We start from the raw sequence: 24,372 nt of genomic DNA, 5'->3' as shown, positions 1-24,372 counted from the left end.
ACTAAAATGTAGAAGGTGAGGCATAAACATGTACGAATTAAAAACGAAAGAAACGGATGACAGTGTTATTGAATTTATAGAAAACGTTGATCATCCTAAGAAACGTGAAGATGCTTACCGACTATTAGATATTTTTGCTGAAGTAACAGGGCATGAAGCGAAAATGTGGGGGCCAAGTATAATCGGATTTGGTAGCTATCATTACAAATATGAATCTGGACATGAAGGCGATGCACCTTTAGTTGGATTTTCTCCTCGAAAGGCTAAAGTCAGTTTATATTTTGCCCCAGGTGACAGTGAGCGAGACCAATTATTACAAGAATTTGGCAAACATACTACAGGAAAAGCTTGTGTTTATATTAATAAACTAGCAGATGTTGATGAGGAAGTATTAAAGTCGCTTATTAAACAATCTGTATCTTTTTTACAAAAAACGTATCCCCAATCATAATTCTCTTCGGGTCAAGGGCTGTCTAAATGGTGTAAAAACTTTTAGACAGCTTTTTTATTTCTTGAAAAAATTTATTAGAAATTTATTTTTAACGTGTATCCTTTCAAGTATCAACTGAGAGGAGAATTGTATGAAAAAACTAGTTAAGAAAATAGGAATCTACTTTATTGCGTTAATGCTACTTGGGCTTGGCGTGATATTTAGCTATCATCAATACAAGTTAAGTAAGGAATCTGATATTTTGGAAAATAAAGGAGTGATTGTAGAGGTCGATCATAACAAAATGAATGTGTATACTGAGGGCGATGGTGAGGACACATATGTATTTATGGCAGGTTCAGGGGTTGCGGCCCCTATTTATGAGATGAAAGGACTTTATAGTAAATTTTCACATGAACATAAGATTGCTGTTGTTGAAAGAGCTGGATATGGATATAGTGATGTCTCTAACGACGAACGAGATATTGATACAATTTTAGCCCAGACAAGAGAAGCGCTTCTGCAAAGTGGTAATAAGCCTCCTTATATACTAGTACCACATTCCATTTCGGGGGTTGAAGCAATTTATTGGGCACAAAAATATCCTGAAGAAATTAAAGGGATTATTGCACTTGATATCAGTTTGCCAAGCCAATATATAGAGCATAAAATGGGAGTAGTCGATTCTTGGACTGTTAAAGGAATGCATCTGTTAACAGAAATGGGCTTACACCGACTAGCACCTTCGAAAGTGTATAATCCAGAAGTAATGAAGCAAAATTTTTTAACGGATGAAGAAAAAGAAATCTATAAAGCACTATCCTTTAAACAATTTTTGAATGATGATATGAAAAATGAGCTATTACATGTATACGATAATAGTATGAAATCAGAAAAGCTTCCAAAACCAAAAGACACTCCTATTTTATTGATTGATGCCATTGCTAAACAACATAAAGATTCCAAATATACGAAGTACAATCGCCAGAAATATGCGGAATTTGCTGAGCAAATACATATAGCAGATGTGAAAGAATTAAGTGGTACCCATAGCATCTATTTGTATAAACCGGATGAGATTTATCATTTTGCTATGGAATTTATGAAACAAACGAATGAAAGGCTGATGGAATGAAAGGATTTACGATTTTAATTGTAGAAGACGATCCGATGATTGGTGATTTGATGCAAAAAATACTACAGCGTGAAGGTTACGATGTTGTATGGAAAACAGATGGGCAAGAAATGATGAGCATTATTCATCAAATTGATTTAGTGATAATGGACATTATGCTCCCAGGGGAAGATGGTTATCAGCTGACAAAGAATATTAAAAGCTTAGGCTTAAATATACCTATTATTTTTCTGTCTGCTCGTAATGATATCGACAGCAAGCTTCAAGGCTTAACGGTTGGAGAAGACTATATGACAAAACCTTTTGACCCTAGAGAGCTGCTATTAAGAATACAGAAAATGCTAACGCAGCAATATGGAACATTTACGCAAATCCAGCATTTGTTAATTGATGGTGAGCATCGTAAAGTTTTTATTAATACGATTCATGATGAAATTTCATTGACTGCGATTGAACGTAAAATCTTCTTTTATTTATTTGACAACAGGGACAGAGTTTTAACAAAGGATCATTTTTTTGACTATTTATGGCCGCTTGAGGATCGAAATCATAATATTATCAATGTTCACATCAAAAAGATCAGAACAAAAATGGATGATCCTTCAGGGTACATCCTTCAAAATATTTACGGAGAAGGGTATCGATTAAATACCTACATAAAGAAATGACATTAAAAACAAAATATCGAATGTTATTATTTTCTGCCATTGTTAGTGTGCCAATCGTCTTGTTAGGAATCAGTGTATCAATGTCCATTATTTATGATGTTGCCTTTAAAACGCGCAATAAAGGCACACCATTCCATGAATCGTTTGCCTATCCAGCCATGCTGATTGTATTTTTTCTGTCATTATGTTTGCTAGCGTTTTTATTTTCGAAATCAATCAATTCATTACTTTCCAAAATTAATATGCTAAACAAAACGATTCGTGACTTAGCAAGCAATGAAAGAACACCAAGTACATTAAAGGTTGGTAGTGAGGATGAAATTGGACAGCTCATTCAGTCTGTGAATATTTTAATTGAGCGAACGACCTATCGGGAATTAGAGCTTAAGCAACAACAGGAGTTGCAAAAAGAGCTCCTACAAAAGCTAAGACACGATATTAATACACCGCTCACTGCGATCCGTTTACAATTATTTTATCTAGAAGACCACTATAAAGATCAACCGAAAATGATAGAGTCTTTAAACGAGCAAATTCAATACATGGCTAACTTAACGAATGAATTTAATGTGCAGTCCTTAGATACAATCGAAAATTCTTATGTTGTGAATGAAGAAGTGCAGCTCACGATATTGTTGGAAACGATGATAAAAAAGTGGAGCTACTTATATCGAATGCATAACATCGAACTAATCTTTCATGCAGACGATACCGATTTAACATGGACGAGCAATGAGCTATGGCTACAACGCTTGTTCGATAATGTGTTTCAAAACACAATGAAACATTCAAAAGCCACAAAACTTGAGGTAACGATTAAAGAAGGCAAGGTTTATATGAGCGATAATGGGATTGGTTTTGAACAGCATCATGCAAGTACGGGTCTAGGGTTAAAAATAATAGAAGATATCACAAGAATATTGACTATTACCTATACGTTACAATCAACTGGTGAAGGAACTTTTTATTGTTTTTCTTTCGCTGAATATCGATAAATTATGAAAGTTAGGCGATAAATTCTAAAATTGTTCCGATAAATCTGTAAATCGTTCCGATAAATTTAAAAATTAGAGCGATAAATCTAAAAACAGTTCCGATAAACTGATAAAGCCCCTATCGAACTAGCTTTGTTCAATAGGGGCTTCCAGTAATGATTCAATAACATTTTTTAGTTGATCAATGGGTGATTGTTTGCTGTCGCTCTTTTTGTAAATAAAGACTGTTTCTATTATGTTGTGGAGCTGCTGTAAATCGTAGTAGTGAATGTTCGTATAGTTATATAAATCAATTAGTTTTGTATTTAACACAGCAATCGAATTGTCTATTTGAAGGAAATCAAGAATACTACTCACCGATTTTATTTCTTTCATCGTAAACGGAACTTGATGCTTTTTCAGCCACTCGGACATCGCGCGTGAATACATACATCCTTTACTTAGTACAAGTAATGTAACGGGTGAACGTTCCTCAAAATTAATGATATGTGCATTATTCGATATGACTTCAAATGTTTCGGATGCAATCATGTCATAATTTAAATCAGGATAATGTTTAATAGGGTTACTTGTTAGTGCACAATCCATTTCGGCATTGTGTACTTTTTCATTTAAGGAAGTACTAGATTCTACTGTGAAATCGACATCTAAAGGTATATTATTTGTTTGCAAGCTATTCATAATGGATGCGCCATAAATTTTGATTGTTGTATGGGAAGTGCCAAAGCTAATTTTTGTGTTCGTTTGTGCTGCCCCGATTGCTTGTAAAAATTCATCGTACTCTTCGGTAATCAGCTTTAAAAAGTTTAAATATTGTATGCCTACATCCGTAATTTTTAAGCCTTGCGGTGTACGTTTAAAAACTTCTTGACCAATTTCAGCCTCCATTTTTTTTACCTTAGACGTTAAGGCAGATTGCGTATAATTCGTCATTTCTGCGGATTTACTGAGATTTTGCCTCTCCAAAATTTCAATTTTTAATGCTATTTCTTCTATGTTCATGTTGTCGTTCACACACCTATTAAATTTTTTGATAGCCACTATCATTTTCCTCCATTTTACGCGTTGCTATGGCAAGCGTAAACTCTAGATACATAAAGTTATACTGCTCAAAGGAATCAGTGTAACGGTATTGGAGGAATTTTCATGAATACATATTATAAATGGATCATCGTATTAGTAGCTACGCTTTCCCAAACTGCGGCAACTTTTGTAACGTACGGCATGGGGCCAATTGCTACATTTTATCAAACTGAATGGAATTTATCATCGTTCCAAGCAGGGTTTATTGTTTCAGCTGTTAATATTGGACCCATTTTCTCGATGATTGTCTTTGGCTATTTAATGGATAAGAAAGGGGAAAAACAAATCATCGGATGGGGCTCTATTTTACTAGGGTTCTCAGCTTTACTGCTCATGTTGGCGAATAGCTATACGGTGTTAATCATTTTATTAGTAGTCGTAGGGATATGGTATGGAAGTGCGCAAACAGGAGGTAGCACGGCCATTGTGAAATGGTTTCCGGATAAACATCGAGGGCTGGCGATTGGTATTCGGCAGACAGGTATTCCGATTGGTGGCGCTTTAGCATCAGTTATCCTCACATATATGTACCATCATTATAACCTAACATCGGTGCATCTTGTGCAAGGCTTGGTAGCGATTGCTGGTGGACTAATTTTTTTACTGATCTATCAGGAACCTAAAAATCATATCGCAGCGGTGGCATCATCTGTAACCTTTAAAGAAAAGTTGAGTGCCATTAAAAATAACAAAGAATTATACCCGATTTATATTGTAGGTATCGTCATGATGACCTTACAAATGATACTTGTCGCCCATTTTATGAGTTATTTACATCAAGAGGGTGATTATTCATTAACTGAGGCTGGGCAGTATTTAAGCCTTGTATTATTAGGAGGAATGATTGGAAGAGTAGCTATTGCCTGGATCAGTGATCAATTTTTTGCACAGAAGCGGGAGCATTTATTAATCATGGTGATGGCGAGTGCAGTTATTTTCACAGTTCTATTGCCTTTTATCCTGCAGGAGAAAATATTAATGCTACTATTCTGCTTTTTATTAGGCTTTGTAGCGCTTGGCTGGTATTCATTGTATATTGCCTGTGTGACAGAGCGATCAAATCCACATTATGTCGCTCTAACTGTAAGTGCAGCCTTGACGTTAAATCAACTATTTATTGTGATTGCCCCTTCATTATTTGGCTTCATGGTAACGGTTTTTTCAAGCTATCAATTGGCGATGGACATTGTCGCGATCTTTATAGCGCTAGGTGCAGTTAATTTATTTAGATCTTTAAAAAGGTGAATTTTGTTCTATTTCCTAAAATAGGATAAAATTATTTGAAAAGGCATGAATTCTGCAAACGGAGGAGCGCAATGATGAATAAAGAAAAAAGTTCGATTTGGATTGATGCAAGTATTGCTACAGTTTGGCAAGCAATTACGGATGAAGAGCAGCTGTCGCAATGGTACGCCCCAGGTTCAACATGGAAGATCCCTAAATTAGAGGCTGGTGAAAAAATAACTTTCACATTAATGCCGAATGCACATAATCAGCTCTCCGAAGAATTACCGATGATGTTAACGATACAACAAGTCCTTCCGAATCGGGAGTTTTCGTTTTACTTAGAAGTGCCAGAAACAGTCATTGCTATTGTCCTGAAGGAAGAACAAAATGGCACCACCGCAACTTTTAATATGAGCGGCTATGAGGCTTCTCTTACTAATTTGAAGGCGTTAGTAGAGGAAAAAAATATACCCAAATTTTAAAAATGAACCCTGTATGAAGGCAAATGTGTCACAATACAGGGTTCATTTTTGTTGGGTCATATTCATGAGAAAAGTCCTCACTACGTCTTAGGTCGTAGATGAATTTAAAGCTGAGGGGCGTATTTATAAATTGGTATTTTGATACAATTTAATGAGTGGTATATTATACGGTAGGAGGAATTATTTTGAAAAAGTTTTTTGGTTTTGGATTAGTCATAAGTGCTTCATTATTTGTTTTATCAGGCTGCAACTCAGTCATACCAGGTAAAACTAAAGATGAAACAATCTTAGTTGAAAAGGATAAAGCAGAGAAATTAGATGTTGAAATACAATTTGGTGTTGGAGAAATTACGGTTAAAAAAGGTGCTAAAGATTGGGTTGAGGGTACGGCTCAATATAACATTAATAAACTGGCACCAAAAGTTGAATATGACTTACGCGGCAAGACAGGAGAAGTGGTGATTGACCAAAAAGGTTCCACGAAGGTGCGTTTGGGAAAAATAAAAAATACATGGGATATCGAATTGAATGAAGATATTCCAATGGATCTTTTCGTTGAAACAGGTGCCTCGGATGCAGAACTTGATTTACAAGGTCTTCAGTTGGAAAAATTAGAGATTGAAACAGGCGTTGGCGATCTCACTGTGAATTTAGGTGGAGATTGGAAAAAAAGCTTCAAAGCGAACATTGAAACAGGTGTTGGTCAAACTACAGTCATTTTACCATCAGAGGTTGGGGTAAAGCTGACAACAGAAAAAGGCATCGGCTCTTCCAATATAGAAGATTTTATTTCAAAAGGGAATGGCGTGTATGTCAATGAAGCATATGAAAAAGCAGATGTAGTGCTAGAATTGCACTCGGAAATCGGTGTAGGCGATATTTCTTTTGAATTGGATAAATAATGAAAAGTTAAGTAGGCTACTTTGGATGAAGTAGTCTATTTTTTTGTTCTATAATATTTGGCGAGTACTAGTGATGGATAAAAGGGTCGAAGTAGCGGATAGAGAAGCCAGAGTGCCGGATAAAAGCGGAAGAAGCGGATAAAAGAGTCAAAGCTACCGATAGAAAAACAGAAGATGCGGATAGAAGAGTCAAAGCGCCGGAACGATTATGGAAACTTTACATTGTACCTTATTTCAACATTGGAGGTAGGACCGCTTTGTTCTATAAAAAAAGAAATATTTAAAAGTGAAACCTTTTGATAGGGTTATTTACTCTAAGTATTGAAAGGAGGAAACAGCATGGAACATGATCTATCTATCGTCAAACAGGCTATTGCAGGGAATAAGGAAGCGTTTGAGCAGCTACTCATTTTAGAGGAAGAAAAACTATTTTATACTGCGCTTTCTTATGTTGGCCAAAAAGAGGATGCACTGGATGCGATTCAAGAGGCAGCGTGTAAAGCCTATGTAACCGTTCACCAGTTAAAGCATCCAGAATTTTTTTCCACATGGCTGTTTCGCATTTTAATTAATGAGTGCTACCGATTACTTAAAAAAGGGCAAAAAATCATTCCTTATGAAGAAAGTGAATTATTAAATCGTTTACAAGAGCAAGAAAATGTCACGGGTAATCCTATTGATTTATCGGAAGCTATACAGCACCTCAATCATTCTCAACAAATGGCCATCATCTTATTTTATTATCACGATTTACCGATTAAAGAAATTTCAGAAATAATGGAAAAGCCAGTAAGCACGATTAAAACGTATTTGCATCGTGGAAAAAAACAGTTGAAGCGAGAATTAGAAAGGAGTGCAACGTTCAATGAAAAAGTCATTTAATGTAAACGGACCCCTTCCAGAATTCCCAAGAGATGAGGTGCGAGGAGCGATTGCTAAAGGAATACAACAAGCAGAGGAGCAAACAAATATGAGTCAGCCACCTGTACAAATGAAAAGAAAAAGCAAACGTAAACCATTATTATATATAGCAAGCACGGCAGCCGCATTTAGTATAATGATAGGTTCTGCAGCCTATGTATCACCAACCTTCGCAAGCACTTTATCGCAGCTACCGATTGTTGGGTCGGTATTTAGTAACTCTGGCTTACTTGGGCTAAAACAAGCTAGCGAACAAGGGTTAACAAGCACGATTAGAGAAAAGCAGACCATTAACGGTATTTCCGTAACTGTAGATGAAGTACTATATGATGAATCAAATATTACGGTAGGCATTACAATTGATTCTGAAAAGGAATTAAGTGGTTATTACTTCGGGGCAGGACCGAACTTTACTATTAATGGTAAAAACCCTAAAGTGAGTTCTGGTGGCTATGGTGAAAAAGTTGTAAGTTCAACGGTCCGTACAGGCATCGCAAGATTTAACGTGAAGGAGGACATGCCGGATTCCTTTGATATGGGCTTAACGTTAGAAGGGAAAGAAGGGGAAAAATGGGAATTTACAGTTCCTGTTAAAAAGATTACGAATACTATTGATTTTCCAGTTCATCATCAGCAACAAGTAGATGGCATTCAACTGGATGTGTCCAAAATTTCATTAAGTCCATCAGGTATAGCTCTTGATTATAAAGCTTCTGAAAAAGGCACAATTGATAATCCACAAGTAGGTGCATCGCATATAGAATTCCATATTACCGATGAGAATGGCAAGGAAATTACATCGCATTCTGGTGGGACAGAAGGTCATTTCGATAATGGCCTATGGAACTTTAGTAGCACAAAATCCTTTGACCCGATTTCAAAAGATGTTCGTAAATTAATTATTACCCCGTATTTAATGCTTCCATCAGGCGGTGGGGGTGTTCAAATTGATAGTGCTGGGGTAGAAACGAAAATTCCTTTCGATAAATCATCTTTAAAAGAAGTGAAGTTCCAACCATTCACAGTAGAAATCCCTTCCCAACAAAAATAATGAAAAAAGCGTCAAATACAATCTTTGTATTTGGCGCTTATTTTATGGTAGCTTTAAGGAAGCATGAGTATTGAAGGAGCGAAGGTATTGAAAATTTATACATATCAGCAACCAGCGGCGATCGAGTCAACAGAAAAGGTAGCAGTATTAAATGAAGCGGGGGAAGTAACCTTTACTGTTCAACGTGTATATTCAAACGCACTGAAAAAAGCATTCGACCGCTCAATGGACTATCGTTATTTTGTACGTTTCGATGTCAGTGATGTCGCTGGTCAGCCTCTTTTCACCTGTAAAAAGGTGTCGCGTCGTGGGCGAGTGCATTTCAAAGGCAAGGATTTCATCACAGGGAAGGACTATATGATTGCTTATGATGGCTGGCAAATTATGATCCCAGATTTAATCATTACAGATGGTGTCCAAAAAATAAATCTGAACAAAGAGATGGAGGACTGGTCCATATTCTCTCTAGACGATCAACCCATTGCGCGCTGGCAGGCCATTTTTCAGGAGACTCATTTTGAAATTACCCTGCAAATCGAAGACAACAGCCCGATACAGCATGAAGCCTTTTTTATTGCGATTGGACAGGCCGTGTTGTTTGTGGGCGCGTAATATGTCGATAAATTTGAAAAGTAGTGCGATAAATTCAAAAAAGTTTTCGATAAACTGAATAATTAGAGCGATAAATCTTTGTAATAAAATTTGGAGCTAATCTAAAGAGCATGTTTTGAAAAAATTAATCAAAACATGCTCTTATTGAATGTGGCAAATCAGGTCATTTCGATTTGAAGCGCCAACAGCTGGTCCAATGCTTCTTTTAATGGTGCTTGTGCCTTTTGGGTTTCTTCTACAAGATTTTCTATGCTCTCAAAAATCCTACACAGTACCATTTCGCATTCATAAATTTCTTTGTCTTTCAGCGCCTCGAATAGCGCCCCGGCAAGCTCAAGGCTGTCGATGATCAGATTTTTGACCAGCGTGCCTTCATCAATCCCTCCCTGCAATATAGAAACAATCACTGGCATAAGCTCTTTCTTTACGCCATGCGCCTCAATAAACGCCTCTGCATAGCCATCCTGCGCTAACTGATGCTCTGTATCTACTAGTTCCATATAACGGCAGACTAGCGGAAAATAATCTTCGCTGTACAAGCCAAGCCCCATTACTGCATATGTGCCCGGCATGACCGATTCCTCGCTCGGCTCTACATCCTCGTACCATGCGTACTCTTCCATAGCTGTATCCGCATATTCTGCAAGCTTCGGGAACAAAGCAGGGTAGCTAAGCGCATTGGCAAAAAACTGATGTAGCTCGGACCTAGCCAATTCCTTCAAAGGAAGGAAGTTCTTTTGGCTACTCTCCAGCTTTAGCTGATAACTTTTGGAAAACCCTTGCTTCAAAAGGTCAATAATATAATCCAACGCTTCTTTATAAGCAAGTTCTTCTTCGGAAAGAATCCGAATTTCTATCGTTTGTGTAATATCGTTATTTCTTCCTTCTATCAGCTCTCCTCGATATGTACGAGCAAATTTTCCGCTACCATTTTTCAAATAATCTGCAGCTTTCTTAGACCCCAATTGTACCGCAAGTTCCATATATTCCTGCGGGATATCGGTCTCTGTAAATCCAATTTGCAATGCCACATAAAGAAAGAAATCCATTTCTCTAGCATCTACGGAAGGATGATCCTCTTTCAAAGTCCAAATCATTCCATAATCATCGGATCTGGTAAAATGCTGCGGTAAAAAGTAATTATTCACCCATTTTTTTAACGCCAAAGTATAACGGCTAATCAAACCATTTTTGAGCTCTTGCTTAGTAGTCAGCTTGTCGGAGAGACGACGAACCAAAGGATCAATTACTTCCACGTCTTGTTTCATCAAATCAGGATTGCCTAAATGATAGGCGAAAAAGAAAACGTCTTTCTCTTCAGGTAACACGGGCGAATCAGGAAGAATCCTCGTCTGAATAAAATGATCCAGCGTCTTTTGGAGTTGGTTCAACTTGGGCTCATTCAACAGTTGTTTGTTAAGCGTTAATTTCGAATTCTCCCACTCAAACTCAAATACAACTTCAAACTTGTAATCAAAGAAACGAGGTCCCAGTTCCTCTGAGCGGAACAGATCATCCACAAGCCCGCACAAAGCAGGAAAGAACTCCTCAGTCAGAAGTTCATCAGTCAACTCCATGATGTAAGTATCCGCTTCCAATTTATACGAGCTGGAGTATGACAACTTGGAGAAATCGATATGAATTTTACCTTTAGCCCAGGTAAACTTGCCTTTTCTCCACGTCACTCGGAGGTAATTGTGAACTCCAACTTGCAAATTACTTCCATCCTTAATCTCATTAATCCTTTTGCTTTCTTGTGCGTAAATTGTAGTGATTTCCTTCCATACCTTATTCAGAAAAGCATCCACAGCTTGATTCAAAGGTCTCTCCTCCTAATATCACATTCTAGTTGCTCAGTTAGTTAATATAAGTAAAAGGTGTAGTGTACCTACTCTATAGTTTCAACTTAAATATATTTTACATAATTTTACACTAAAAGCGAACAACTTTTTTACTAATCGGATCCGTTCGTTTAGTTCAAGTTCAAAAATTTATATTCTTCACAGTCAGGTTCGCATAAATCTCCAATAAAAAGAGATCTATAGAGGTTAGATAATTTTAATTAAACCCTTTCTTTGGCGGGCTACTTTCGACTAGTAGACTTGGCAAATTGTCATTTCTATTCAATTATTATTATTTTATTGAAATTTAATGGGTAAATCCTAATTTATGGTGATTAATCAATTTACTGCTATAATAGTATAAATCGATTTTCAAATGGAGGTAGGATGTATCCAGTGATTAAAAGAATAGTAGTAGCTGTTGCTTTCATGATATTGATTTTCGCAGGGTATAGTTTTTCTATTAATAAAGAGCGATCGATTGAAAGTGAATTTTCAATGAATCTTTTTGAAGAACAAATTAGAAGCATCGATATCGTAAGCACTCAAAATGACGAGGTAAAAATTATTTCTCTAAAGGAAGAAAAAGAGGTTCATGACTATCTTACACTATTATCAGATAGTAGATTTACAAAAAAAGACATAAGCTACAAGGATAATAAGGAAGATATTCAATCTTATGATGTCAGTCTTACAAGCTATAAAAGAGGAACAACTTTTCATTTAACGGTTGATCAGGCTGGAGGATTTCACTTTGTAGCAGGTGGCAAAATGAAAAACAGCGGGAAAAACTATCGTTTAGTAGACCAGCTGCTATTTGAAGCAACTGCTAAGATAATGAAAGAAAATATGACTGAATAGTGCTTTCCATCGAGGAGGGAAGAAAGCGTGAAGAAAAACCCAATTTATGTGGAGATAGAGATAAATGCACCCATAGAGGAAGCATGGACGTATACGCAAAATCCAAAGCTACACGAGCAATGGGATTTACGTTTTACCTCTATTACATATATGGAGAAAAATTCACCAGAAGAGCCTCAGCGTTTTACTTATGAAACGAAGGTAATGCCAGGCTTAACAGTTAGTGGATGGGGAGAAAGTAAGGGTGAGCATCAGAAGGGAAATGGTAGCAAAACATCGTCATTACACTTTGGCACGCCTCAAAAAATATCACCGATTGCAGAAGGGAAAGGGTACTGGCGGTATATTCCTCATGACAAGGGACTTACATTTTTAACACAGTATGACTACGATGTTCGCTATGGAAAACTAGGAAAGTTATTTGATAGAGTGTTTCGTCCAATAATGGGCTGGGCAACAGCTCTTAGCTTCGATGTCTTAAAAAGATGGCTTGAAAAGGGAGAAAATCCTTCTTCTCAGTATCGTCGCTTTTTTTTAACAATCCTGATCAGTGTCTTATTTTGTTTTGTGTGGTTGTACCATGGATTTGTGCCGAAAGTTATGGTGCAGCATCCTACTGAAGTGATGATGATTGAGGAATTACTTGGTGGGGAGAACAGCCATGTTAGTCAAATTGTAAAATGGATTGGCATTGCAGAGATGATCTTTGCACTTTTTTGGCTGTTACCTCGAGGGAAGCGTTTCTTGTTTGGAGCTCAAATTTTACTATTTCCGCTATTAACATTGGGGGCCATTTTAGCAGATAAAACGATTGCTACTGCTCCGTTCAATCCAGTGACATTTAATCTAGCATTATGGGTATTGTCCATGATTGGCTTTGTTCTTTGTCAAGATATGCCGAGTGCCAAAAGCTGTAAACGAAAGCGGGGGAAGTAACATGACGATTTATCAAACTTTGTTGGGCGAGGATTTTAGACGCCTTCATCCAATGCTTCAGAGGCGTTATACATTACCAGTCGATCAACCTTTTTATGCTACGGGTGTGATGCGCAAAATTGAGTCTGGTGCAAAGTGGCTACGTCCCTTTTATGCGATCGCTACAAAAACGAGATTTTTGTTTCCTGAATCAGGTGAGGATGTTCCGTTTTCAATTTGTAATACTTGTCGAACATTGCCAAGTGGGGAACATGAAGTGTTATGGGAGCGTACCTTCTATTTTTCTAACAAAACAAGACATTTTGATGCGAGGATGACAATTGAACCAGTTCAAAAAATAGTGAAGGACTATCTAGGTTCACCAGCTCTTTTTTATTCAGACTTACATTTTGCGGTGACAAGTGAGGGACGATTAGTTATTCGCTCCGGTGTTCAACGATTTGTAGTCTCGAAATTAGAATGTTCGATACCCAATATTTTGGAGGGACGAGTTGTTGTCGAGGAAGGATTTGATGATAGCAGGAATGTCTTTACGATTCATGTGTCCATTCATAATCCGTTGATTGGGAGGCTGATGATGTATGCTGGCGAATTTACGCAACAATCTAGGTAGCCCCGTAGTACTTTTAGGATTTGTGCTGACGGTCGTTTGTTTTGTCTTTAGTGTTCAACCTAATTATATGTTGTTACTTACAGTTGCTCAGCTGATCTTCGTTCCTGCGATGGTGAAAATGGTCATAGACATAAGCAAAGTCGGCGATTCTATTGTTGTCGTAATGATGCTTGCTGTTACGATGCTCCACTGGTGGTCTGAAGGTTGGGTGGCAATCGCTCTAGCACTGATCTATGTTCTTTATACTGCGTTTATAGCTGTGCAAGGCGTTAAGAGATTTTTACAGCGAGGCTTTACCAATATGGCAGAAATTTCGATTGATGTTGGACTAATCTACCTATTTATTGGGGGACTATGGTTTTTCGCTTATATCGCAAATATTGATACAGGTTTTTCATCATTGATCACGTGGTTAACAGCTATTCATTTTCATTACTCAGCTTGTCTATTAGCGATTTCGATTGGTCTTTTTGGACGTATTCATAAGGGCAGCTGCTACAATGTGGTCGTTGTCATTTTAGTAACAGGTCCGCTTCTTGTTGCACTCGGTATCACGTTTTCTACGATACTAGAAATTATTTCAGTGGTACTTTATATAGTGGCTATTTACTGTTTATTTTTCCTTGCTCTAAAAACGAAACTTCCTCGTCAACAAAGCTTGCTATTACTAATTTCCTACGGTGCTTTATGTATCACGATATTATGGTCGTTTATGTATGCATTTAGTAATCTTGTAGGTAATTCCTATGTAGGGATACCAGAAATGCTAAAATTTCATGGAATTATGAATGGTGTTTTCTTCGGTGGAGTAGGGGTTCTGGCTTGGGCTTTAGCAATACCAGACACTACACACCAACCATTTCATTTTCCAGTTAGCCAAATTCGGGGGAAATTGCAAGACCAAAGTGATCCGCATCCAGGTTTAGTCGATGCGCTTAGTGACTTTGTTGATACGACAAAGCTACCTTACACGATTCCACATTTTTATGAAGAAACCAGTCAGTATCGTTTGCAGGCCTCTGTACAGTGGAAAACTTGGTTTAAACCGTTTGCGTTGATTTATCAAGCTATAAGTCGTGTCATGCAACAGCTGAATTTACCCTTTTCTAGTAAGGAAATCGAGATGACAGGTAGGATTGTTAAAGTGGATGAACTGCAAGATGGGCGACTTGCTCCACGTGCTTGGGTTCGTCAAATCGATAAACAAACAGTCTTTGTTGCAATCTATTCTAAGCACACGACAGGGCAAACAACCTATATGAATATTGCGCTACCATTGCCTTTTTCAACAATGATCGGGGTGTTATATTTATACGAGGATCATGGAGAGTTACATTTAACGAGTAATCATGCTGGAGATGCGGGCATTTATTTAGCCATCAATCGTTTTTTATTCAAACTACCTATACAAGAACATTTTACGATTACTGCAAAAAACGAAAAAACGCTAACGGCCGTACATAAAATGCGGATTTTTGGTGTACCTTTTTTACAAATCGACTATCGAATTACACGAAAATAGATAATTTTAAAGGAATCAGCTTGGCTTTACGAGAAGGACCTTTTGGACGCAATAAAGGGGTGATTTGATGTGCTTAACTGAAAGCAAGAAATCCTCACTTTGTTTATATGCAAGCAGTGATTCAACTCGCGGATGAACAAAATATGATTCTTTATTACAGACTTATGCCCTATGTTGTGTTTGCGAAGTATGATGAGGAACTAAGTTTGGGATGGATGATCGTTTTTCTAAAGAAGGGAGCAGCTTACTTTTGAGGCTGTTTCTTTTTTTAGAACGAAAGTCTTGTTAAAAGGGTTTGGAGATAGTTCATCTGTTTAGTAAATTTGGTTTTGGAAGATGCTAGAAAATACATAAAAATTAACTACTTATTTCTTTAACTTTGGGAAAAATTCATAAACCATCCAAGGCCGGTTTGAGAATGGTAAATTAATATTGATAGGCAAAATCACATTTAAATTACATTTGGTAAATAAGGAGATTTTGAAATGAATTTTAAGTCAATTAGTAAAAGAATCGTATTTTCCTTCAGTATTGTAGTAGCGATAGTAGTTTTATACATCGGTTATAATTCTTATGCAGTCATGCAAAGTAACAAAGCAACGGAAAAAATTATTGATGAAGAATTGCAATTACTAATTACAGATTTTGAGGAAGCTCAAACGATAGGGCTAAGAATTGCCGCAGTTAGAGGATATATCCTTTCTGGTGATGACAAGTATAAGGAGATTTTTGAAGATAATGTAAAGCATGCTCAAGAAAATGAAAAAATACGTTTAGCATTGACAGATTCGGAAGAATTCAACAAATATGCTGCAATGGCTAAGGAATGGACCCGCTATGTTAGAGAAGAAGTATTTAATGTTTATGATCAAGGACAATTTGAACTAGCGAAGAAAAATTTAGCTATTGTGAGTGAAGAGGCTACGGAAATACGCGAAGGCTTTGAAGGGTTAGCCGAGGATCGTAAGCAATCGATAAATGCGTTGGGTGCAGACATTATTAAAGCAGGAGAGACTAAGCAGCTTACAGGTATGATCGTAGGTGCTGTGATTGTGATCATTGCAATGATCATTGCATTGTTTAGTGCTCGACTAATTTCAAGACCAATCATCACAGTGACAAAACGTATGCAACAAATTACGGAAGGTGATTTAAGTGAGCCTCCACTTATTGCGAATTCAAAAGATGAGGTAGGGCAACTTACAGAAGCGACTAATACGATGTCGGATATTTTGAATCGTTTATTAAAGCAAATTCAAACAGTATCAACTGACGTAGCTGCGCATAGTGAAGAGCTTATGCAATCTGCCACAGAGGTGAAGACTGGTACGGAACAAATTGTTGATACAGTAAATGAAATTGCGAGTGGTACAGAATTGCAGGCGAGTAACGCATCAGATGTAGCCACAACAATGGCAGAATTCACCCTAAAGATGTCAGATGTCAATAACAGCAGTAAGGATGTTCATCAGTATTCCCAAAACGTCATGGCTTTAACGAAAGAGGGCCAAGGATTAATGGACGCATCCACTGAGCAAATGACATCCATTCATCATATTGTGAAGGATGCTGTTTATAAGGTAGATGAACTAAGTAAACAAACACAGGAAATCTCAAAAATTGTAGCTGTTATACAGGATATTGCTTCGCAAACGAATTTACTAGCGCTCAATGCTGCGATCGAAGCGGCGCGCGCAGGGGAACATGGTAAAGGTTTTGCGGTCGTTGCAGATGAGGTTCGTAAACTTGCTGAACAAGTAGCTGTCTCAGTAGACGATATTACGGGTATTGTTCAAAGAATTCAACAAGATTCTAACATGGTGACATCTTCACTGGAAACTGGCTTTGGAGAAGTTGAAAAAGGTACAACACAAATCGCCGCTACAAATGAAACATTCAGCCAGATTGCAGAGGCTGTTTACTCGATGTCAACGAATATTGACAACATGTCGACGAAGCTAGAAGACGTTGTACAAAATACGATTAATATTCATAAATCAGTGGACGAAATTGCAGCTATATCAGAACAGTCCGCAGCAGGAATTCAAGAAACCTCTGCAACGATTGAACAAGCAGCAAGCTCTATGGATGAAATCAACAATAGTTCAGTAAATTTAGCGGACATGGCGGAAAATTTAAACGAGCTTACGAGAAAGTTTAAATTATAATAATTAAATCTATTAAATAGAATAAAGAAAATCAGTGAAACCAGCAATTGACGAATAAATCGTATAATTGCTGGTTTTATTTTGTTAAGAATGCACTATGTCTCTTATTAAGAGAAAGTAGTAAAAAATTCTTAATTTCATGCGCAATTCGTCGATAGTGCTCGAATGAAAACTAGGTTAAATAGTTTCAATTATGTATGATTTCTTCTGCAATTATACGTGTTGATGTAAAATGTTAAAATTCGACAAAAAAGCTAATATTTTTTATGATAGAATTATAATAAGACAAGCAACGAAATAGTAACTTCAATATAAATTATTATAAAATAATATTAATGGTTTTTAGAGAAGTTAAAATATTATTAAAATTAAATTGATTTTGGATTGATTAATTTCCATGATTTATCCTATAATTAGTATAAAATGTTCATGGAAAGTGGTAATAGTGCATTGTTTTAGAAGTAAGTGTAATGTTTATGAAATAATAATTTTTCGATGAAATTGAGGTGAAAAAAGCATGTTTGGGCTTTCAAAAGAAGAAATTATGTTAATGCTAGAGAAAGTAGATTTAAAAGAGAATCAAAAAAGTGCCATAGCGGAGATCCTTCAGATGAACAATTTGAGAATTGAGCAACAGCTAGCATTTATTATTCATCTAGTGATCGATGAGCGAGAAAAAAATATTTCACATAATACATATTTAAATTAGAAAATGTCGAAGGAATGAGAAAATTGACTTTGACACATAGTATCCGAAATATTTGGATTTATAAGAATTTTTGTTCCTAATAAATGAAAATCACAAGTGTGTAAAGACAAGCACTTGTGATTTTTTTCTATTTATGGCAATTGGCTGTATACATTTTAGGAGTTAGATGGTTATATAGATGAGTTAACTACGAAATGGATATCCAAAAGTTGGTGAAATATGAATAAAGAGTGGGAGCGTCTATTGCTTGCGCATGCAGAAGTCGTTTTCAAATATTTGATAAAAATAGGGGCTACAAAAGAAGATGCAGAGGACGTTGTACAAGAAGCCATCATTAAAACAATAGAGTGTTTGTCTTCCATACAACATGATAATTTACGGGCTTGGTTATTCAAGGTCGCCCTTAATCGTTACTATACGTTGTATAACAAGCAAAAGCGTACAACATTAATCGGTGACGAAGAAATCGAAAAATTAAAGATAGCATTGGATGATGTGGAACAACATTATTTACAAAAAGAGCAAAATGCAAAAATTAATGAAGCCTTGCTTGGGCTACAGTCGACATTTCAGCAATTGCTTTTAATGAAATACGATATGGAATTATCTTATAAAGAGATCGCTGCAATTCTAGCAGTGAGTGAATCGCATGTGAAAACTTATTTACAACGAGCGCGTAAAGCATTTAAAAAACAGTGGGAGGCGTTAGAAGATGGACAATCTTTTTAATACAGAACAGATGACAAAAACTATGAAAAAAGCACAACGGCGCGCAACATGGAAAACGATCTTTATCACGTTTTGCGTCTTAATTGTGACTTTGTCTGCTGGGAAAATAGCTAATGATGCCATTACTAGATTTTTGCAAAGCCATGCACAGGATTCCTTTTATACTTTACATCAAGTAGGAAGGGCGAATGAGTTTATTGGGACAACGAAGAATTACCCAGGCATTTTAGGTGGGGAAATGCATTATAAAACGTTTAAATACATTGAAGGTAAAATCGTTCCTACAGGAGATGACACGTATGGCTACGGTTTTTTACGAGATGAGAAAGTTTATGAAGGTTCTATTTTCCCTCTTCCATTTGGAAAGAGCGGACGTGAACAAGATTTAGATGTTCAGCATTACAATGAACTTGGACAGCGTGAAATGTTGTTTTTCTATCCATTTATAGATTATCAAAAGATGCGAAATGATTTAGCGTTGTTGCCTGAAATGGATGATCATAAAATAATGGAAGTTGCTTTATCGTTTGATAAAGGCTATTCAATGCAGGAAGCGCTTGCGAAACTGCCGAAAGATGTGACTACTTCTTGGTTATGGGTGAAGGATATTAACGTGACAGATGACCATTATGTTAAGATTGCCAAAAGTGATGGAACAGTTGAGAAAGGGGACTATCTTTTGCGTTCAGAAGAAAATGTATATGGCTTTTCACTTTTTAACGCGAACGGTGAGGTAGCAGAGAACCCGGCCGAGCAATTTGTACGTGCAATAAGTAGTGGCACAAGACAGAAATCAAGATTACAAGATGAATATAAACGGTTGGAAAAAGAAATTGGCGGAGCTGATGGGTTGTCAGTAAATGATCTTGTCATTTATGGGGCTGTCGTCACTGGTAATAAGAAGACACTCACAAGCTTACAGGATCTTGATTTTATTAAAGCATCTTCAATCGGAGTTATAACGGATAAATATTAACATCTAAATAAGAGACTATATTTGGTCGAAATCTTAAAAGCGCGAGTAAAAACGTTGATTTCTCGCGCTTTTCTAATGTGAAAAAAATTTTTTTGCTTTGAAAATATACTTCTGTCCCATGCTCTTATGCTTATAATCTTTTTGTAAAGCAAATAATACGATTAGCTTCTGAGAAACCTAGTTTAAGATGGACGGCTAGACTTTCGAGATTTTGTAATTCACAATCACTTGCAAATTCAATACATCCCTTACGTTTAGCCCACTGCTCACAACTCTCGACAAGGAGCTTTGCAAAGCCTTTCTGTCGATTTGGTTCGTTGACAAAGAGTCCTTCTAAATAGCCGACTGGGCTTGAGTGGGTACCTTCCACATAATCTGTTCGGAGTTGACATTGTGCAAAACCGACTGCTTCATCATCCTCATAGGCAAGGTAGATCGTAGCATTTTCAGCATGAATTAGTTGCGCCATTTCCTCGCTAAATTCTTCTAACGTATGATTTGGCCAAAGTTGTAGTGCTAATAATGCGGCTGTTTGTACATCTTCTATGACGGCTTGTTTAATCATATAAAGTCTCCTTCTTCAATGAAATGGTAAAAATTGAAACTTTTTATTATTCAGAACGTAAAAAGAAATAAGATATAAAATACAGGGAGGTTAGTACTTCTATTATCTATATTAGGAATGAATTTGAGTGAAAGCAATTACTTTCGCATTTTTACGAAGATTCACTGCTTTAAAAGGTAAGGTGCTAAATTGGATGAACACCTAACAATGCAAGCGACACAAGACACCTTAATTGTTAGTTCACAGCAAATTTTTGAAAGGAAGATGGAAAGGGGGAAAACCATAATGACAATTTTACAAAAACTGATACAGCAAGCTAAAAAACCAAAAGGATTCGTAGGGTCATTGATGCTACGAATAATGAATAAGGCACACAAAGGTATGAACACTTGGCTAATGCGTCAAGAAGTTATTAAAGATGGCGATACAGTATTGGATATTGGATGTGGAGGAGGGAATACACTTCGATCATTATCGAAAATGAATCCAAGTGGTACAATTTATGGTATAGATTTTTCTGCGCAGGCTGTGCAAGAATCTATTAAAACAAATGAAACAGATGTAGCAAATGGAAAAGTGATCGTGACGCAAGCAAGTGTTTCAAGCATTCCGTACACGGATAAGTTTTTCGATACGATTACAGCCTTCCAAACACATTATTTTTGGCCAGACTTAGCAAATGATGTAAAAGAAGTATTTAGAGTGTTGAAGGACGGGGGTAGATTCATCATTATTTCGGAGCTCTATAAAATTAATTATCATATGAAAGCGTATAAAACAAAACCTGAGATACAGCAGTTATTTGAAAGTGTTGGGTTTCAAACCGTTACAATACAGGAAAACACACAAAAAGGATGGCTTTGTATTACAGGGCTTAAATAATACATAAAAATGGGGGATATATAAATGAAAAGATGTGAATGGGTCAAGCTAGATGAGCCTTTATATGTTGAGTATCATGACAAGGAATGGGGAAAACCGGCCTATGATGATCGGCATTTATTTGAAATGCTCTGTCTAGAAGGGGCACAGGCTGGACTTAGCTGGTGGACGATCTTACAAAAGAGAGAGGGCTACCGGGCTGCTTTCGACCAATTTGATGTTTCGAAAATTGTTCTCTATACAGAGGACAAGCTACAGGAGCTTAGTCAAGATTCTCGTATCGTGCGTAATAAATTAAAAATTGCCAGTGTTGTGACGAATGCCCAAGCTTTTCTACGAATACAAGAGGAGTATGGTTCGTTCTCTGAATATATTTGGGGCTTTGTGGATCATCAGCCGATCATCAATGAATGGTCGTCAATTGCTGATGTGCCTGTCACGACGGAAATTAGTGAACGGATGAGCAAGCAATTGAAAAAAGACGGCTTTAAATTTGTTGGTAGTACTATTTGCTATTCATTTATGCAGGCCATAGGTATGGTTAATGATCATGTCGTTGATTGTATTTGTCGCAGTGAGGGATTAGTTGATGAAAATCATTGACATCAAGTCACAGTTGGTGAGACAGGCAACGATCTTTGAAACAGGTGGGATTAGACCTACACATGACTTACTAGAAAGTTGGATTGGCTATGTAGGGTGGTCGTTACGACAGGAACAGTGGCCAGAAGGATTTCAGCCACTTGCTACTTTATTTTTAAAGGAACTGCCATTTGTACCAGCATCACTGCAACATTTTAAACTGCTAACGATATTTATTAAAGAAGAAATATTTGATCACCTTATAGAAGATGATCTTAGCCGTTTTTTTGAAATAAGAGCATATACATCTCTAGAAGGGTTAATCCAGCAAAATTGGAAGCATGAACATATTCGTGCTTTCCCACTTATTCCAAAGCATATTGATAATGATTATCCAGCATGGGATGGGGGAGGGATTCCATCCGATATGGAGGATGAAATTTTGAGTCTAGAGCATGAGGAACATATTGAGTATTTCGATGATATCGTAGAGGAAATATACGCAATTCATAAAATAGGTGGCTATCCAGCTTTTTGCCAAAGTGGTTATGATTTCGGTGAGGAGTTTCCATTTGTATTCCAAATTGCCTCAGACGAAAAGGCATATTTTAATATCGTCGATAATGGCAATTTCTATTTCTTTTTTAATCCAGAGCTAAATGAGTGGCGAGTTTATTGTGATTTTTATTAGCAGTAAAATCATTTCTCCTTCACAGCTAGCAGCGTCAATTCAAAGGTCATAAATACGGCATTCTCAACAATAACTTGATAAATAGACATGTAGCGAATCACCAAAAAAGTGACAGCAATAACAGTAGCAAAAAACGCTAATAAAATTTTTCTTATTTATGCTGTTAAGGCTTGAGGGCACTTCCTACTATGTGTCCTTGATAGGATTGAGGCTACGGAAGAGTGAAATGAGGGCGCATCGTTCTTATTAATTGATCTCATGAAGAGGAGGAATGAAGATGAGTCGGCACATACCAGAAAGAAACGGAACAAAGAAGGTGAAAAGAATGGAAAGTAAAACAGTGGTAAAAAACGGTATTGGTTTTGGCTCGGTATTAGCCATTACTATTTCTTGGAGTGTAAATCATTCAATATTATGGGCAATCATTCACGGTTGTTTTAGTTGGTTGTATGTAATCTACTATGCGATAACAAGATAAATTGTGGGTTAACGTGTGAAAATACAAGCAAAGAAGCGGGATAGATGTGAAACCTGATACTATGCAATTGTTTAGAAAAAAATTGCAACATTACATACAATAGTGAATGTATTTTCGTTCATAACTTATAGGCATTTAGCATAAATAACTAAGTGCTCTTTTTTCAAAGAAAAGCTCCTATTATGAATGAAAGTTCACTTACATCATTGCATGTATCGTAGAAGAAAGGTTGATCGGATGACACATCAAGTAACCGCCACAAGCAATATTAATTTTAATGCTTCAGGCGTTGATGAAATATTACAAAATGTAGCTTTTATATTATCTACTTTCGTAATACCTTGCCCGTTATACAGAGATTTTGGTTTTAGACTAGATACTCTCCCGCCTTTTCAGCTTGCAAAAAGACGTAATACCGCACGCCTTATTGAAAGCATTCAACGTTTCGAGCCACGAGCTGTAGTAGTAGATGTAGATTACCTTGGAGATACTTTTGTAGGAAAATTAGAACCAGTTGTGAAAGTAATTGTAAATGAATGAAATTACAAAAAATTGCCAGGCTATTTAACGGTTAGCCTGGCAAAATATAAGTAGATAAGTTGTCAAAAAAAAATAGTTATTGCTTTGGTCTTAGAGCTTTTTGTATTGATCGAACAATATGCATTTGCGTTAGAATGCTAGGATTAATTATGCAGCTCTTCTGATTGCATCAACTTTTTGGCAATCAATAGTAAGAGTAGTGTAAGCATTACCTACTTCTTCTAGGAAGTATGCACAACAATTTTTGGGATTAAAGGATAAGAAAATTAGACCTAAGAATCTACCACCGCCAGTTAAGAAAACATCTACATGTCTACCTGGCTCTAAATGTCTTAAGAAATCACATGCGCAACCTTTACAGTGATGGTGTTCAGACTTTTCTTCATGACAATGACATTTCTCGTGTTTCATTTCATGTTCACGTTCGCATTTGCATTTATCATGTTCGTGTTCCCACTTGCATTTGTCATGCTTACGTTTACATTCGCACTTGCACTCTAACTTCTCGTGTTCCTGCTGCCATTTGTCGTGCCAACTACCACAATGGCATTTCTTATGATCCCAGTTCATGTGTTTTCCATATCTATTATCTTGCATATTTTAGTCTCCTTTTAGATTAGTTTTGTTGTATTGGTAGCGCTAACCTTTACACTTATAATCTATGTTTGAAAAATGTAAGGAGATTGGTAAGATGCCCCTGAGTCAGAATAAAAATAATTTTTTTCTAGAAATATGAATAGCTCAATATATATAAATGTTAGAAAAAGATAATT

At 36.7% G+C, this 24,372-nt stretch carries 27 protein-coding genes; 23 read left to right on the top strand and 4 right to left on the bottom strand.

The genetic code is table 11. The features are described 5' to 3' along the window. Positions 1-28 precede the first annotated feature (28 nt). The 4 genes from ACVWXS_RS15150 (at position 29) to ACVWXS_RS15135 (ending at position 3,228) form a co-directional block, all read left to right on the top strand. Entirely contained in the window at positions 29-451 is a 423-nt protein-coding gene (locus ACVWXS_RS15150) for a DUF1801 domain-containing protein (RefSeq protein ID WP_456958841.1), read from the top strand. Positions 452-581: 130 nt separating this feature from the next. After that, complete coding sequence (locus ACVWXS_RS15145; RefSeq protein WP_456958840.1) at positions 582-1,565, top strand: alpha/beta fold hydrolase; 984 nt, start codon at positions 582-584, stop codon at positions 1,563-1,565. Then, positions 1,562-2,233, top strand: a complete 672-nt coding sequence (locus ACVWXS_RS15140; RefSeq protein WP_374966978.1) for a response regulator transcription factor — start codon at positions 1,562-1,564, stop codon at positions 2,231-2,233. Before ACVWXS_RS15145 ends, ACVWXS_RS15140 begins: the two co-directional genes overlap by 4 nt. Continuing rightward, positions 2,230-3,228, top strand: a complete 999-nt coding sequence (locus ACVWXS_RS15135) for a sensor histidine kinase (protein WP_456958838.1) — start codon at positions 2,230-2,232, stop codon at positions 3,226-3,228. Before ACVWXS_RS15140 ends, ACVWXS_RS15135 begins: the two co-directional genes overlap by 4 nt. A gap of 126 nt (positions 3,229-3,354) precedes the next feature. Here the strand turns inward: ACVWXS_RS15135 and ACVWXS_RS15130 are convergent, their stop codons facing one another. Then, the gene (locus tag ACVWXS_RS15130; protein ID WP_456958837.1) at positions 3,355-4,269 is read right to left on the bottom strand and encodes a LysR family transcriptional regulator; all 915 of its coding nucleotides are present in this window, start codon (positions 4,267-4,269) and stop codon (positions 3,355-3,357) included. A gap of 105 nt (positions 4,270-4,374) precedes the next feature. Between ACVWXS_RS15130 and ACVWXS_RS15125 the strand changes: the two genes are divergently transcribed. The 6 genes from ACVWXS_RS15125 (at position 4,375) to ACVWXS_RS15100 (ending at position 9,506) form a co-directional block, all read left to right on the top strand. Beyond that, positions 4,375-5,556, top strand: coding sequence for an MFS transporter (locus tag ACVWXS_RS15125; protein WP_456958836.1), 1,182 nt, complete (start codon positions 4,375-4,377; stop codon positions 5,554-5,556). 74 nt (positions 5,557-5,630) lie between these two features. Then, the gene (locus ACVWXS_RS15120; protein ID WP_456958835.1) at positions 5,631-6,020 is read left to right on the top strand and encodes an SRPBCC family protein; all 390 of its coding nucleotides are present in this window, start codon (positions 5,631-5,633) and stop codon (positions 6,018-6,020) included. A gap of 185 nt (positions 6,021-6,205) precedes the next feature. Further along, positions 6,206-6,922, top strand: a complete 717-nt coding sequence (locus tag ACVWXS_RS15115; protein ID WP_456958833.1) for a toast rack family protein — start codon at positions 6,206-6,208, stop codon at positions 6,920-6,922. Positions 6,923-7,261: 339 nt separating this feature from the next. After that, positions 7,262-7,804 (top strand): sigma-70 family RNA polymerase sigma factor, encoded by a 543-nt coding sequence (locus ACVWXS_RS15110; protein ID WP_456958832.1) that lies wholly within the window; start codon positions 7,262-7,264, stop codon positions 7,802-7,804. Then, a complete protein-coding gene (locus ACVWXS_RS15105; protein WP_456958831.1) occupies positions 7,788-8,894 on the top strand; it encodes a DUF4179 domain-containing protein in 1,107 nt (368 codons plus the stop codon). Before ACVWXS_RS15110 ends, ACVWXS_RS15105 begins: the two co-directional genes overlap by 17 nt. Before the next feature lie 63 nt (positions 8,895-8,957). Further along, a complete protein-coding gene (locus tag ACVWXS_RS15100; RefSeq protein WP_456958829.1) occupies positions 8,958-9,506 on the top strand; it encodes a tubby C-terminal domain-like protein in 549 nt (182 codons plus the stop codon). 158 nt (positions 9,507-9,664) lie between these two features. On the opposite strand, the gene ACVWXS_RS15095 is transcribed toward ACVWXS_RS15100, so the two are convergent. Further along, a complete protein-coding gene (locus tag ACVWXS_RS15095) occupies positions 9,665-11,326 on the bottom strand; it encodes a DUF6138 family protein (RefSeq protein WP_456958828.1) in 1,662 nt (553 codons plus the stop codon). Between the two features lie 408 nt (positions 11,327-11,734). On the opposite strand from ACVWXS_RS15095, the gene ACVWXS_RS15090 reads away from it, so the two are divergent. The 8 genes from ACVWXS_RS15090 (at position 11,735) to ACVWXS_RS15055 (ending at position 19,861) form a co-directional block, all read left to right on the top strand. Continuing rightward, positions 11,735-12,208: a hypothetical protein gene (locus tag ACVWXS_RS15090; protein WP_456958826.1), complete on the top strand. Its 474-nt coding sequence runs from the start codon at positions 11,735-11,737 to the stop codon at positions 12,206-12,208. A 27-nt stretch (positions 12,209-12,235) separates the two neighbouring features. Further along, positions 12,236-13,144, top strand: coding sequence for a DoxX-like family protein (locus tag ACVWXS_RS15085; protein ID WP_456958824.1), 909 nt, complete (start codon positions 12,236-12,238; stop codon positions 13,142-13,144). A 1-nt stretch (position 13,145) separates the two neighbouring features. After that, positions 13,146-13,757 (top strand): DUF4166 domain-containing protein, encoded by a 612-nt coding sequence (locus tag ACVWXS_RS15080; protein ID WP_456958823.1) that lies wholly within the window; start codon positions 13,146-13,148, stop codon positions 13,755-13,757. Continuing rightward, complete coding sequence (locus ACVWXS_RS15075) at positions 13,726-15,279, top strand: YndJ family protein (protein ID WP_456958822.1); 1,554 nt, start codon at positions 13,726-13,728, stop codon at positions 15,277-15,279. Before ACVWXS_RS15080 ends, ACVWXS_RS15075 begins: the two co-directional genes overlap by 32 nt. Positions 15,280-15,764: 485 nt before the next feature. Next, the gene (locus tag ACVWXS_RS15070) at positions 15,765-17,447 is read left to right on the top strand and encodes a methyl-accepting chemotaxis protein (RefSeq protein WP_456958820.1); all 1,683 of its coding nucleotides are present in this window, start codon (positions 15,765-15,767) and stop codon (positions 17,445-17,447) included. Between the two features lie 517 nt (positions 17,448-17,964). After that, positions 17,965-18,156, top strand: coding sequence for a hypothetical protein (locus ACVWXS_RS15065; RefSeq protein WP_368637709.1), 192 nt, complete (start codon positions 17,965-17,967; stop codon positions 18,154-18,156). 219 nt (positions 18,157-18,375) lie between these two features. Further along, positions 18,376-18,885 (top strand): RNA polymerase sigma factor, encoded by a 510-nt coding sequence (locus ACVWXS_RS15060; protein ID WP_456958818.1) that lies wholly within the window; start codon positions 18,376-18,378, stop codon positions 18,883-18,885. Next, positions 18,869-19,861, top strand: a complete 993-nt coding sequence (locus ACVWXS_RS15055; protein ID WP_456958817.1) for an anti sigma factor C-terminal domain-containing protein — start codon at positions 18,869-18,871, stop codon at positions 19,859-19,861. The genes ACVWXS_RS15060 and ACVWXS_RS15055 overlap by 17 nt, the downstream gene beginning before the upstream one ends. Before the next feature lie 130 nt (positions 19,862-19,991). On the opposite strand, the gene aac(6') is transcribed toward ACVWXS_RS15055, so the two are convergent. Continuing rightward, entirely contained in the window at positions 19,992-20,426 is a 435-nt protein-coding gene (aac(6'), locus tag ACVWXS_RS15050) for an aminoglycoside 6'-N-acetyltransferase (protein ID WP_456958816.1), read from the bottom strand. Positions 20,427-20,711: 285 nt separating this feature from the next. Here aac(6') and ACVWXS_RS15045 point away from each other — a divergent pair, with 285 nt between their 5' ends. From ACVWXS_RS15045 to ACVWXS_RS15025, 5 genes are all read left to right on the top strand, one after another. Next, entirely contained in the window at positions 20,712-21,308 is a 597-nt protein-coding gene (locus tag ACVWXS_RS15045) for a class I SAM-dependent methyltransferase (RefSeq protein WP_456958815.1), read from the top strand. A gap of 24 nt (positions 21,309-21,332) precedes the next feature. After that, on the top strand, positions 21,333-21,911 hold the full coding sequence (locus ACVWXS_RS15040) for a DNA-3-methyladenine glycosylase I (protein WP_456958813.1): 579 nt from the start codon (positions 21,333-21,335) through the stop codon (positions 21,909-21,911). Next, positions 21,898-22,581, top strand: a complete 684-nt coding sequence (locus ACVWXS_RS15035; RefSeq protein WP_456958812.1) for a DUF1963 domain-containing protein — start codon at positions 21,898-21,900, stop codon at positions 22,579-22,581. The genes ACVWXS_RS15040 and ACVWXS_RS15035 overlap by 14 nt, the downstream gene beginning before the upstream one ends. Positions 22,582-22,858: 277 nt before the next feature. Beyond that, entirely contained in the window at positions 22,859-23,059 is a 201-nt protein-coding gene (locus tag ACVWXS_RS15030) for a hypothetical protein (protein WP_456958811.1), read from the top strand. Positions 23,060-23,296: 237 nt separating this feature from the next. Continuing rightward, positions 23,297-23,599, top strand: coding sequence for a GPW/gp25 family protein (locus tag ACVWXS_RS15025; RefSeq protein ID WP_368637716.1), 303 nt, complete (start codon positions 23,297-23,299; stop codon positions 23,597-23,599). 147 nt (positions 23,600-23,746) lie between these two features. On the opposite strand, the gene ACVWXS_RS15020 is transcribed toward ACVWXS_RS15025, so the two are convergent. Further along, the gene (locus ACVWXS_RS15020) at positions 23,747-24,196 is read right to left on the bottom strand and encodes a hypothetical protein (protein ID WP_456958809.1); all 450 of its coding nucleotides are present in this window, start codon (positions 24,194-24,196) and stop codon (positions 23,747-23,749) included. Between the last annotated feature and the right edge of the window lie 176 nt (positions 24,197-24,372).

The sequence above is a fragment of the Lysinibacillus sp. TE18511 genome (assembly GCF_054062295.1).
Note: the sequence above shows the minus strand (reverse complement) of the source record. Positions and strands in the feature narration are given on the sequence as shown.